At 73.4% G+C, this 12,331-nt stretch carries 10 protein-coding genes; 4 read left to right on the top strand and 6 right to left on the bottom strand.

The genetic code is table 11. From position 1 onward, the window contains the following. On the bottom strand, window positions 1-1,379 hold a 1,379-nt coding region (locus E0D90_RS17265; protein ID WP_498072962.1), incomplete at its 3' end, for an SUKH-4 family immunity protein. Between the two features lie 7 nt (window positions 1,380-1,386). Continuing rightward, window positions 1,387-2,361, bottom strand: coding sequence for an SMI1/KNR4 family protein (locus E0D90_RS17260; RefSeq protein ID WP_103529004.1), 975 nt, complete (start codon window positions 2,359-2,361; stop codon window positions 1,387-1,389). A gap of 126 nt (window positions 2,362-2,487) precedes the next feature. Here E0D90_RS17260 and E0D90_RS28620 point away from each other — a divergent pair, with 126 nt between their 5' ends. Continuing rightward, window positions 2,488-3,534 carry an SUKH-3 domain-containing protein gene (locus tag E0D90_RS28620; RefSeq protein WP_438827410.1) on the top strand — a complete coding sequence of 349 codons (1,047 nt, stop codon included), beginning with the start codon at window positions 2,488-2,490 and terminating at the stop codon, window positions 3,532-3,534. Between the two features lie 99 nt (window positions 3,535-3,633). Here the strand turns inward: E0D90_RS28620 and E0D90_RS17245 are convergent, their stop codons facing one another. From E0D90_RS17245 to E0D90_RS17235, 3 genes are all read right to left on the bottom strand, one after another. Next, window positions 3,634-4,692: a nucleoside triphosphate pyrophosphohydrolase gene (locus E0D90_RS17245; RefSeq protein ID WP_130799143.1), complete on the bottom strand. Its 1,059-nt coding sequence runs from the start codon at window positions 4,690-4,692 to the stop codon at window positions 3,634-3,636. Then, window positions 4,689-5,318, bottom strand: a complete 630-nt coding sequence (locus E0D90_RS17240; RefSeq protein WP_157996879.1) for a SurA N-terminal domain-containing protein — start codon at window positions 5,316-5,318, stop codon at window positions 4,689-4,691. Before E0D90_RS17240 ends, E0D90_RS17245 begins: the two co-directional genes overlap by 4 nt. Before the next feature lie 177 nt (window positions 5,319-5,495). Then, entirely contained in the window at window positions 5,496-6,785 is a 1,290-nt protein-coding gene (locus E0D90_RS17235; protein ID WP_130799142.1) for a DUF6716 putative glycosyltransferase, read from the bottom strand. Between the two features lie 434 nt (window positions 6,786-7,219). Here E0D90_RS17235 and E0D90_RS17230 point away from each other — a divergent pair, with 434 nt between their 5' ends. The 3 genes from E0D90_RS17230 to E0D90_RS17220 all read left to right on the top strand — a co-directional run bounded on the left by E0D90_RS17230 (window position 7,220) and on the right by E0D90_RS17220 (window position 11,729). Continuing rightward, window positions 7,220-7,873, top strand: a complete 654-nt coding sequence (locus E0D90_RS17230; RefSeq protein WP_130799141.1) for a DUF4352 domain-containing protein — start codon at window positions 7,220-7,222, stop codon at window positions 7,871-7,873. A gap of 497 nt (window positions 7,874-8,370) precedes the next feature. Next, complete coding sequence (locus tag E0D90_RS17225; RefSeq protein ID WP_374935868.1) at window positions 8,371-9,156, top strand: ABC transporter ATP-binding protein; 786 nt, start codon at window positions 8,371-8,373, stop codon at window positions 9,154-9,156. Next, window positions 9,153-11,729 (top strand): ABC transporter permease, encoded by a 2,577-nt coding sequence (locus E0D90_RS17220; RefSeq protein ID WP_130799140.1) that lies wholly within the window; start codon window positions 9,153-9,155, stop codon window positions 11,727-11,729. The genes E0D90_RS17225 and E0D90_RS17220 overlap by 4 nt, the downstream gene beginning before the upstream one ends. Window positions 11,730-11,873: 144 nt before the next feature. Here E0D90_RS17220 and E0D90_RS17215 read toward each other — a convergent pair whose 3' ends face one another. Next, window positions 11,874-12,269: an RNA-binding S4 domain-containing protein gene (locus E0D90_RS17215; RefSeq protein ID WP_174856213.1), complete on the bottom strand. Its 396-nt coding sequence runs from the start codon at window positions 12,267-12,269 to the stop codon at window positions 11,874-11,876. Window positions 12,270-12,331 lie beyond the last annotated feature (62 nt).

The following is a 12,331-nucleotide window of genomic DNA, read 5'->3' as shown; positions in this document are numbered from 1 at the left end:
GTGCCACCCCGGCCGGGGGCGGAGGGCGCGGGCGTCGCGTGCGCCAGCATCGTCGCCGCGTGGTGCACGTCCCCGCCGCCCGAGGGCGGAGACGGAGCCGGCGGCGGCGCGCCGCCACCCTGCTGCGCGTCGCGCACCTGCTGCTTCAGCTCGTCCGCCGAGACCATCTGCGTCGGGACGTAGCCGCTGTCGTCCGCCCCCGCACCATCCGGCGCCGGACGGCCGGCGCCGAGCGTGCCGGGCTGTCCCGGCGGTGGCGGCGGGCCACCGGTGAACGAGGCGGAGGACGACGACGGGCTGGCGGCCTTGGCCGTGTCCGCGTCGGCGAGGTCCGCCGCGCCACCGCCGGGCCACGCGGCGGAGCCGGACGGCGCGCGCGGCGGCGCGCCGGGCGGCGGCGGGGTGCCGTGGCCGGCCGACGGGGGCGGGGTGCCCGGCCCACCGGACGGCACCGCCGGGTGCACGGTGGTCGGCGGCAGCGGCGGTTCGCCTCCACCCGCGGGCATGATCGTGGTCCGGGCCTCCGGGTCGGCGCCGTCACCCCGCGGCTCGGCGGGCGGCGCCTGGCCGCTCACCACCGGCGCGGAGAACACGGTGGCCGGCGGCGGCATCGACGCGTCGTCCGCGCCGCTGCCGGAGGTGTCGGTCGCGTCCCACGGCGATCCGCCGCCGGAGGCGGCCGCCGCCCCGAACGGGTCGGGTGTCGCGAACGGGCCGGACGCCGCGAACGGGTCGGCCGCGGCCGCCGGCTCGGGCTCCGCCGACGGTGGCGGGGGAGTGCCGGGCGGCTCCGGGACGGAGAACGGTTCGGGCGCGGGGTGCGGGCGCGTCGCCGCGAACGGCTCAGCGGCGCTCCCCACCGAGGGGTCCTCCTCCTCGGCGACCGGCGCCGGGCCAGACGCGGGCGGCGCCGACGGCGTCGACGGCGGCACCGGTGTCTCGCCGGTGCCGGACGGCGTCACCGGCGCGTCGTCGCCGGCACCGTCCTCGGCCGAGGCGGCGCGGTGGTCCGGGATCCCCGCCCGGTCGGCGGCCTCCTGGAGCCACTGCGGCGGGGTGAGCAGGAAGGACGTGGCCTCCAGGTCGACCGAGGGCGGTTCCGCCTCCGGCTCCGCGGCGGCCGCCGGCTCGGTGCCGTACTCGGCCTCGTAGGCGCGGATCACCTCGCCGACGGGCAGCGCCGGCCACAGAGTGGTGTCGCCGCTGTCGCGGGCGATCACCAGCCGGCCGCCGGGTGCCGGAGCGCCCGAGGCGTCCTCGGCCCAGGCCACGAAACCCAGGTCGAACTCACGCACCCGGACCTCGCGCCGCGCCTGCGCGGCGACCGAACCGTTCACCCACCGCTCGGCGCGCTCCTGCGCCTGTGCGAACGTCACCATCGGAGCATCACCTCTCCACCGGGACGGCGTACGCGAAACCGCCGTCCACCATCAGGTTGGCCACGGTGTCCAGCTCCGGCGGGTTGCCCGCCAGTCGCAGCAGGAACGCGTCGAAGTCGGCGCCGCAGGGCAGCAGCAGCCGGTCCACCCGCTCCTGAACCGTGAGCCCGTCCCGGTCCCGGGCGTCGTCCAGCGGGCACAGCCACACCGAACCCGTCTGCTCGCCCTTCACCTTGAGCACGAGGATGCCGCCCTGCACGAACGCCACCCCGAGGTAGTCCTTGGTGAGGTGGTCCCGCAGGCACTTGTTGATGTAGACGAGGTCGTTGACCGCCGCCTCGTCGCGCAACGTGAAGAACGGCTGGTCGATCAGCAGGCCCAGCTCGGCGTCGAGCGCGACACCGTCCGGGGCGCTGCCGCCCGCCGCCTTGAGGAACGCGCGGTACGCCTCCGGCAGCCGGTAGCCCAGCTTCGCCTCGGCGCCCGCCACCAGCTCCTCGGTCACGGCGACCGGCTGCGGCACCGCGAAGTGCACCGGCCGGGTGTCGGTCAGCGGCCGGGTGCCGCGCTTGTTCTGGTCCACGGCCGTGGTGGACAGCCCACCGTGGTGCCGCAACAGCGCCTTGACCTCGACCGGGACCAGCTCCAGCCGTCTGGTGCCGGCCACGTGGTGCCAGGACCAGCCGTGCGGCGTCGCCACCGGCGGCAGGTTCGCCCACAGTTCGTGGCCGTCCGCGTGCAGCGCGGCGTTGGCCGACACGTAGTCGGTCAGCCGCAACTCGTCCACACCGAAACCCTCCGGGGGCTCCGCGACCTCGGCGGCGGCCCGCGCGTAGGGCGAGAAGTCGGGATAGCCGTCGGCGTCCACCCGGATGCCCTGCGGGAAGCGGGCCGCCCGCACCGGATCCGGGAACTGCACAACCTGCCCGGCGTAGGCCCTGTTCGGTGGCGCGGCCTGGTGCCCGAGCCGACCTGTCGTCATGGCGTCTGCCCCCTGCTGGTGCTCGCTGTTCCGGCACAGCCTATGGGGTACCCCGTCGCGAGGGCACGGTGTGGCAAGCTGACAGCCATGAGGCTCGCGCCTCATCTCGGGGGAGGAACCACCACGATGAGCACGATTTCGGACAGCGATCAACGGCTGCCGGGAGACCCCCGGCTCGGCTGGGCACGACCGGTCACCCCCCGGCTGCGCCACCGCCGCGACGGCATTCTCCCGACGACGGCCGCCGCCCTCTCGCTCCCGGGTGAGACCACTCTCACCGCCACCGCGGCCCGCTCCGGACCGCCACCGCCACAGCACCCGCTGGTGGCCAAGGTCCTGGAGGGCCTCGGCCCCGACCAGCGCGAACGCCACACCGGCCGCTGCCCGGAGGTCGCGCTGCTCTCACGCCGTCTCACCGCCGTCGGCGCCAAGAGCGCCGGCCAGGCACGCAAGGCACTCAAGGGCGCCCGGATCACCACCCGCCACATCCGCGAGGACGGCGACCCCCGGCACGGCGAGTACGCCCGCCACTGCCACTCCTGCACCGCCCTGCTGGCCCACTTCGGGGTCCGCTCCATCAGCCCCGTGACGGACGCCACCACCTCGCTGCGGCTGCCCGTCGTCCGCGGCTCCCGCAACAGCGGACCCGCCTCCGCCGACGCCGTGGTCGAACACGCCCTCACCGAGGCCGGCTGGTACCCGGGGCGCCGCGAGGAACGGGCCGGAGCCTGGGCGTCCGAACTGCTCACCCACCTCTCCTCCCTGGGCCACCCGCACACCGTGGTGCCCGCCGCCGAGGCCATCTGGGCCGAGTTCGGCGGACTGGACCTCCTGCCGCGCGGGCCGGGCCGCGACCATGTGCCGTGCCAGGTCGTCGTCGAACCGCTGCGCGGGCTGCACTGGGCACGCACCCTCAACGACCTCGGACAGGCCCTCGACTGCGAACTGACCCCGGTCGGCGAGGCCGGCCACCTCGGCGCGCACACCCCCGGCATAGGAGGAGCACTCCTCGCCGTCGACCGCGAGGCCCGGATCTACTGCGTCGATCACACGGGCGACTGGTACGCGGGCGCCGACCTGCGCACCGCCCTGGGCGCGCTGCTCACCGGTGCCGCCCTGAACCGGCTGGAGGCCCCGGCGGCCGAGCCGCCGCTCGGCGACGGACCGGACTGACGCCGGAGCGGGCTTCCGGCCGCACTCCGGAGGTCGCGCTCGTCCGCCGGTGTCCCCGGTCTCCCCGGTGTCGCCGGTCTCCCCGGTTCGCTCGTCCGGTCAGGCGGCCGGGTGGCCCTCGGCGGCGCGGATCGCGTCCCGGTAGGCGCGGGTGGCCACGCGCAGCGCCGTCTCCGGATCGGTCCCGGCGGCCTCCGCCTCGGCGGCGACCGCCAGCAGCCGGTAGCCGACGCCCTCCCCGGAGGGCAGCGGCACCTCCAGCCCCGCCTTCCGCACCCGGCTCGACAGCTTGGCGGCCAGCGCCAGCCCCGGCTGGCCCAGCGGCACGCCGTCGGTCACCGAGTCACGCCGCTTCTCGGTCGCCTTGGCACGCATCCACTGCGCCTCGACGTCCGCCTCGTCGGAGACGGTCACATCACCGAAGACATGCGGATGACGGTGGATCAGCTTCGCCACGATCCCGGCGGCGACATCGTCGACCGAGAACGGGCCCTCGGCGTCGTCCTCGGCGATCCGGGCGTGGAAGATCACCTGGAGCAGGACATCGCCCAGCTCCTCGCGGATCTCCTCCCGGTCGCCGGTCTCGATCGCCTCGACCAGTTCGTAGATCTCCTCGACCCCGAAGCGGGCCAGCTCCTGGTGGGTGCGACGGGACGCCCACGGGCACTCGGCCCGGATACGGTCCATCACCTGCACCAGGTCCAGCAGCCGGGCGCCCGGCAGATCGTAGGAGCCGGGCAGCAGCTCCAGGGCCGGCATCGCGGCGACCCGGCCGGAGCCGGCCAGGCGGGCCAGGGCGTCGGTGAACCGCGACTCGCCCTCGGCGCCCGCCAGCACCACGACGGTGCGGGGCGCCGCGGGCGGCTCGGCGACGTCGGACCCAGGAGTGCCGGCCGCGGTCAGCCAGGTCACCAGCTCGGTGGCGTCCGGCAGCTCCGCGCCGGTCAGCTCGACCTCCACCCCGGCCTCGGCCAGATACGGAAGCTGCGGATGCCCGGCGTCCCGGCACAGCACGCGGTCGGCCGAACGCAGCACATCCCAGGCCGGCCAGGACAGCAGTCCCGGGGCGACCCGGTGGGTGGTGGTCAGCAGGACGATGCGGCCGGGGCCGGTGGCCGGCTCCGGCGCCGTGCGGGGCAAGGGGGTGGTGGGGCTCACCCCGGCAGCGTATCGGCCGTCCCGGCGGGGTCGGTCAGCCACGGGGTGTCGCCGGCGGTGAACCCGCCGCGCTCGTAGTCCCAGGCGCCGTAACGGGGGTTGATCTCCACGCCGAGCCGCTCGGCGGTCTCGGCGACGGCCGGGCCGAGGCCCTCGTCGCCCAGCTCGGAGATGAGCCCGTCGACCAGCAGCTGCTCCCGCAGCACGTCGTCGAGCTGGTCCAGGGTGAACGGCCCGCCCTCGTAGCTGAGACCGAACTGCTCCAACTGCTCGGTGTCGCCGAAGTTCTGCTCGACCCGGGACCGGGCGTCCATGACATCGCGGCGGCTGACGCTGACGCCGTTGTCCTCGGCGGTGCGCTCCAGCAGCTCCCGGCGGACCAGCAGCTGCACCGTCTCCAGCGGCAGCGCCCCCGTACCGGCGATCAGCTGGTCGGCGTTGTCGTCGGCGCGCTGCGCCGCGCGCACCGCCTCCACACGGGACTGCACCTGCGAGACGGTGATCCGTTCGTCACCGACGACGGCGGCCGCTCCGGGGTGGGAGTCGGCGGAGCAGCCGGTGAGCAGCGGGGCGGCCACGAGCAGCGCGGCGGCCGAGACGGACAGTGCGGACGTGCGGCGCTTCACTGAGGTTCTCCCGGCGGTGGGTCCGATGCGTGCCGCGATACTACGGCCTGTAGGGGGCCGTTCGGCAGGCCGCGTCACCGCTTCTTCGGTGACCTGCGGAAACCGGTCGGTGACGGCGGTGTGCCGGGTGTGGCGCGCGGTGGGCGAGCGGTTGGCTCGCGGTGGGCGCGCAGGGGGTCAGCTCTGCTGCCAGCGGCGCACCGCGGGGGCCAGCCTGGTCCGGCCGATCCGGTACAGCGTGCCCGCTCCGCGCCGCACCAGGCGCCGCAGGGCCGGGGGAGTGGCGGCCTGCCGCGGGGGCAACGGCAGGCCGTCGAGGCCGACACCGCGCCGTGCGAGGAGCTGCTTCAGGTACTCGCCGCTGCTCTCCGGGGTGTAGTACGGCCGGGGTGGCGTGGTGACACCGGCCGCGCGGAGCGCCGCCAGCCGGTCGCGGGCGGCACGGTACGGGTCCTCGATGCCGATGCCGTTGCGGGCCGCCCACTCCGGGCGGACCGTCGGCACATGGCCCCGGTCCAGGTCGGCGAAGCTGGTGAGCAGCCCGGAGTGGACGAAGAAGTGGTTGCCGTGGGCCTCCCGCACCCCGAAGTCACTGAGGACGGCGGTGGGGACGGACCGGTGCACCGCCTCGACCGCCGCCGTCGAACTGACCGTGACCAGCAGATCGGTGCGGTCCAGCACCGAGCCCATGTCGCCGTACACGGCGCGGAGGTTGGGCGGCGGGTCGGGCAGCGCGGCCAGCAACTGCTGGTAGGGGAACCGCTCGGTGTGGGTGACCGCCTCGCCGGGCTGGTTGCGCAGCTTCAGCAGCACCTCCCGCTCCGGGTGGAGCCGCGCGTGCCGGGCCAGATGGTTCAGCAGCGACATCCGCGCCTCACGGGTCCCGGGCACCGAGGGCTGGACCGCGAAGCAGACGGTGAACGGACGGTCGCGGCCCGCCGCCGACGGATCGTGCGAGGCGCCGCCGAGGAAAGGGAGGGCCGCCTCGACGACGCCCGAGGTGTCGACGCCGAGCGAGGCGTAGATCCCCCGGAACCGCTCGGCGTCCTGCGCGCTGTTGGCGAGGAGCAGGTCGGAACCCGCGCGCAGTAGCAGACCGTCGACCAGGTTCTCGTAGATCACGCCGACGTAGCCGGTGACGATCGCCGGGCGGGTGGGCCGGCCGCGCCAGGCCGTACCCAGGCTGTGGATCATCGTGAGCATGGTGCCGCCGGTGGTGCCGAGGACGACGACATCGGCGGCGGAGACCGCCGGGTCGGCCATGACCTCGGCGTAGTCCAGGGTCGCGGTGGTGTCGGGGACGACACCGACCTCGTCGATCTGCCGCTGCGAGGGGGCGGTGCCCGAGCGCAGGAAGCGGGCGTCGATCGCGTGGTCCGGGGCGATTCGCCGGGTGACGAGCGCGGCCCACTTCCAGCGGCTGTCGGAGTCGGCGAGGACGACGGCGCGTGGCGCGGCGCTTCCCATCGTGGTGTTCCCTTCGGGCGCCTCCGGGGGAGGTGCGCGGGTGCTGGTGCGGGGTCTGGCGTGCGGGTGCTGGCGTTCGGGCTGCGGTGTTCGGTCCGTGCCCGTGTGCCGCCCGCGTTGGTACGCGACGGCGGCCGGGGCGCGGGTGGCCTCGGGGCCAGTGATACCGGGAGGGTGCGACGCGGACCTTGCCGTCCGGTGAACCACCGGTGGACCGGCGGCCACCGGGCGGCCACACCGGTAGGTCAGCGGCGGCGCCCGCGTCGCGGCGGTGCGGAACCCGTGTATCTCGTCGCGAAGTTCCGCTCCTCGTCGTGACTGTGTCGCGACGCCGCAACAGCCGGCCGTCAGCCCTGGCCCAGGCAGTCGATGTGCTGATCGGATGTGATCACCGGTTCGACGGGGGCCGGCGATCCACACCGAGGGGGACGACCATGACCCAGCAGAGCATCCTTCGCCGCCGGCGCATGAGGGTGGTCGCGGGAACTGCTGCGGCCGTGCTGGCCATCGGCGGTCTGACCGCGTGTGAGGAGACCGGCATACCCGGCGAGGGCGCCGGCGACAGCCAGGAGCGCGACGCCGAGGACGCCGAGCAGGCAGACACCGGGGACACGGACGCCGAGGACGCGGACACCGGCGAGACCGACGACGCCGGGGACGACGGGTCGGACGCGTCGGACGGCGGCGACCGCCTGCCCGACGGCGACTTCCTCGGCGACGGCGACACCTTCACCACCGCCGACGGCATCGAGGTCACCCTCGGCGGCGTCGAGGAGTTCACCCCGTCCGACTACGTCGACCACACCGGCACCGCGTACAAGTTCGGCGTCTCCGTCTCCAACGGCACGGACGAGGACATCGACGTGGCCATCCTCTACAAGGCGCGTGCCGGGGAACGGGGAGTCGAGGCCGAGCGCCTCTTCGACAACGCGAACCTCGACTCCGACCCCTTCGGCACACTCAAGCCCGGCCGCACCGCCAGCGGCGAGATCGCGTTCGACCTTCCGGAGGACGCCGAGTTCGTCGACATCAACGTGCGGTTCGTCGGCGACCTCGACAACGAGGGCCACTGGAGCTTCGGACTCTGACCTCACCGGACAGCGCGAGCGCCGCACCACCCCGGGGCCTCTCGGGGCAGCGGGCGGCCTCACCCGTCCTGAAGGAGGAGAGCGTGTCGTCCTACGGGACGAGCCCCGCTCCACCTCCGGACACCCACAACCCGGCCCCACACCGGCCCGGCCGCCGGCCGGGGAGGGCCGTCGTGACCACCGGCTGCGAGCCGCGAGCCGGTCCCGCCGTGCGGTCCGCGCCTGACAGGGGTAGGCGCGGGCCGCACGCACCACCGGGTCCGGGCGCGGGCCTCCGCGCCCGGACCCGAAGGTGCGCCGGCCCGTCCGGCGTCGGGGGCGATGTCCGCCCACGGTCGTGCCCGAGGCGCCACGAGGCGCTACCTCAGGTGGAGGACCCCTAAGGGAACCCTGCGACTTTTCACCTACCCGCTGTTCCTCCCCCGGGCCGACGATCACCGTCAGGTCAGTGCCTAGTCTCTTCAACATAAGAATGAGATAAGGCATTGGAGAACATCGTGACCACGCCAGCAGTGGACGAGACAAACGGCCCCAGCGGGCCGCCCGCTGTCGCCGCCCGCGCCGACAACGTGACCAAGGCCTACGGGGCCGGCGACACCCAGGTGCTGGCGCTCGACCAGGTGAGCGTCGGGATCGACAAGGGCGCGTTCACCGCCATCATGGGGCCGTCGGGGTCGGGCAAGTCGACGCTGATGCACTGCCTGGCGGGTCTGGACTCCGTGACCAGCGGACAGGTGTGGATCGGCGACACCGAGATCACCGGGCTCAAGGAGAAGCACCTCACCCGGCTGCGCCGCGACAACATCGGCTTCATCTTCCAGGCGTTCAACCTGCTGCCGACGCTGACCGCGGCCGAGAACATCACCCTCCCCATGGACATCGCGGGCACCAAGCCCGACAAGGAGTGGCTGGACACGGTGGTCAACACCGTCGGGCTCTCCGGCCGGCTCGGGCACCGCCCCAACCAGCTCTCCGGCGGTCAGCAGCAGCGCGTGGCCGTGGCCCGCGCCCTTGCCTCCCGGCCCGAGATCATCTTCGGTGACGAGCCCACCGGTAACCTCGACTCCCGCGCCGGCGCCGAGGTCCTCCAGTTCCTGCGCCGCTCTGTCGACGACCTCGGCCAGACCATCGTGATGGTGACCCACGACCCGGTCGCCGCCGCCTACGCCGACCGCATCGTCTTCCTCGCCGACGGCCGCATCGTCGACGAGATGTTCAGCCCGACCGCCGACAAGGTCCTGGACCGCATGCGAGGCTTCGACGCCCAGGGGCGTACCTCATGAGTGTGGTCAAGACGTCCCTGCGCAACTTCTTCGCGCACAAGGGCCGGATGATCCTCTCCGGCATGGCGGTCACCCTCTCGGTCGCCTTCGTCTGCGGCACGCTGGTCTTCACCGCGACCATGCAGACCACCTTCGACAAGCTCTTCTCGCAGTCCGCGTCCAATGTGATGGTCTCCCCGGCAACCGCCGAGTCCTCCTTCGAGGAGGGGAACCCGTCCGGCCGGCCGGACTCCCTGCCCGGCTCCATCGTCGACGACATCGAGGCGGTCGACGGGGTCGAGACCGCCACCGGCGTCGTCGAGTCGACGAGCATCGTCGCCATCGGACCCGACAACGACACCGTGGGCCCGACCACCGGTGCGCCCACCATCGGCATCAACTGGTCCGATGTCGAACTGCGGATCATGGAGGAGCCCGAGGGCGCCCTGCCGCAGGGCCCCGGCGAGGTCATGATCGACGGGGACACCGCGTCCTCCTCCGGCCTCGGCATCGGCGACACCCTCAGCATCGTCAGCGTCACCGGCACCAGCGACTACGCCATCACCGGCGTCGTCGACTTCGCCACCACCAACCCCGGCGCGTCCATCGTCTACTTCGACCTGGCCACCGCACAGGAGATCCTGCTCGGCGCTGACGGCTTCACCACCGTCTACGTCGACAGCGACGGCAACGTCAGCGACGCGGAACTCCGCGACCGCGTCGAGGCCGCCGTCGACAGCGACGACGTGCGGGTGCTGACCGCCGACGAGTTCATCCAGGAGAACCAGGACGCGCTGGGTGAGGTCTTCGACATCATCCGCTACGTGCTGCTGGCGTTCGCGATGATCTCGCTGCTCGTCGGAGTCTTCCTGATCGTCAACACCTTCACCATGCTGGTCGCCCAGCGCACCCGCGAGATCGGCCTGTTCCGGGCCATCGGCGCCAGCCGGAAGCAGATCAACCGCTCGGTGCTGATCGAGGCGCTGCTGCTCGGTGTCTTCGGCTCCGTCCTCGGCTTCCTCGCCGGGCTCGGGCTCGCTGTCGGGCTCATGGCGCTGATGGGTGCCATCGGCCTCAACATCTCCACCGACGACCTCACCGTCTCGGCTGCGGTGCCGATCACCGGCATCGTGCTCGGTATCACCGTCACCCTGGTCGCCGCCTACTTCCCGGCGCGCAGGGCCGGGAAGATCACGCCGATGGCCGCGCTGCAGGACGCCGGTATCCCCGGCGACGTGCGGGCCGGACGCATCCGGGCCGCCATCGGCGGTCTCCTCACCGTCGTCGGCGCACTGCTGCTGGTCCTCACCACCACGACCGACGAAGTAGGGCCCGCCTCCGGCTACGTGGCAGGCGGTCTGCTGCTGACCCTCGTCGGCATGGTGGTCTTCGCCCCGGCGCTCGTCGGCAGTGTGGTCAAGGTGCTCAGCTCCGTGCTGCTGCGCGGTTTCGGCCCGGTCGGGCGCCTGGCGGAGCGCAACGCGCTGCGCAACCCCCGTCGGACCGGCGGCACCGCGTCCGCGCTGATGATCGGCCTCGCGCTGGTCACCTCGCTCGCGGTCGTCGGCTCCTCGATGATCTCGTCGGCGTCCAAGCAGATCGACGAGGCCATCGGCGCCGACTTCATGATCCAGACCAGCAACTGGCAGCCGATTCCGCCGGACGCCGCCGACGCGCTGCGCAACGCCGACCACCTCAGCGCGACCTCGGACTTCATGCTGATGCCGGCGCAGGTCACCACCCCCGACGGTGAGACCTACGAGCAGAGCTTCTCCGTCGTGGACGAGAGCTTCCCCGACATGATGCGGGTCGAGATGTCGGAGGGCAGCCTCGGTGAAGCACTCGCCCCGGGCAACGTGTCGATCGACGCGGGCCGTGCCGAGCGCGAGGGCGTGGAGGTCGGCGACGAGCTGACCATCACCTTCCGGGGCGGCGAGGAGACCACCCTCACCGTCGGCGCCATCGTCGCGCCGGGAAGTGAGGCCGAGGGCTCCCCCGCCTACACCTCCGTGGCGACCGTCGCCGAGTCGGTGCCCGAGGACGCCATGCCGCTGCCGTGGATGATCATGGCGCTCGCCGACGAGGGCATGGTGGACGAGGCCCGTGCCTCGCTGGAGGAAGCGGCCGGCGCTCTGCCGACGCTGGAGGTCCGGGACCAGGCCGACTACAAGAAGATGATCGAGGAGCAGGTCGGTCAGCTGCTGAACATGACCTACGGTCTGCTCGCCCTCGCGATCATCGTCGCCATCCTCGGTGTGGTGAACACGCTCGCGCTGTCGGTCGTGGAGCGGACCCGGGAGATCGGGCTCATGCGGGCCATCGGTCTCTCCCGGCGCCAGCTGCGGCGGATGATCCGCCTGGAGTCGGTGGTCATCGCCCTCTTCGGCGCGGTACTGGGCGTCGGCATGGGCCTCGCCTGGGGTCTCGCGGCACAGCAACTGCTCGCCATGGAGGGGATGGATGTCCTGGTGCTGCCGTGGGCGACCATCATCGTCGTCTTCATCGGCGCAGCGCTGGTCGGTCTGCTGGCGGCACTGGTGCCGGCCTTCCGGGCCGGGAGGATGAACATCCTCAACGCCATCGCCACCGAGTAACAGCAGCGCCGCACCACAGACGGCGCCGGACGACAGCCGGCGCCCGCCACTACCGACCGTGCCGCCCGGGTCCGCCCCGGGCGGCACGGCCGTGTCCGGAGCCAAGTCCGGCTGCGGGCCGCGCGGGCGGGCGAGGGGCGGGGGTCAGAGACCGCCCGGCGGACGGTCGGCGCTCCGCAGCCGTTCCATCTCCCGGCGGTCCCGCTTCGTCGGCCGCCCCGTGCCCCGGTCACGGATACCGGCGGGTGCGACCGCCTCACGCGGGGGCGGCGGGGGGCTGTTGTCCACGAAGCACTCGGCGGCGGCGGGCGCGCCCACCCGCTTGCGGATGATCCGGGTCACCACGGCGACGCGCTGCCGCCCCGCGTGGAACAGCCGCACCTCGTCGCCCACCTTCAGAGGGTGAGCGGGTTTGATCCGCTGGCCGTTCACCCGGACGTGGCCACCTCGGCAGGCCGCCGCCGCCATCGATCGTGTCTTGGTCAGCCGCACCGCCCAGATCCAGGCATCGGTGCGCACGGTCCCCTCATCGCCAGCCATGCTCCGACTCTACGTCTGCCGCCGGTCCGTACCGCCGTCTCCGCCCCGCTGCGCCCCGGCCC

It is taken from the genome of Streptomyces otsuchiensis (assembly GCF_004305975.1).
GTDB lineage: Bacteria > Actinomycetota > Actinomycetes > Streptomycetales > Streptomycetaceae > Streptomyces > Streptomyces otsuchiensis.
This window is presented reverse-complemented; position numbering and strand designations above follow the sequence as displayed.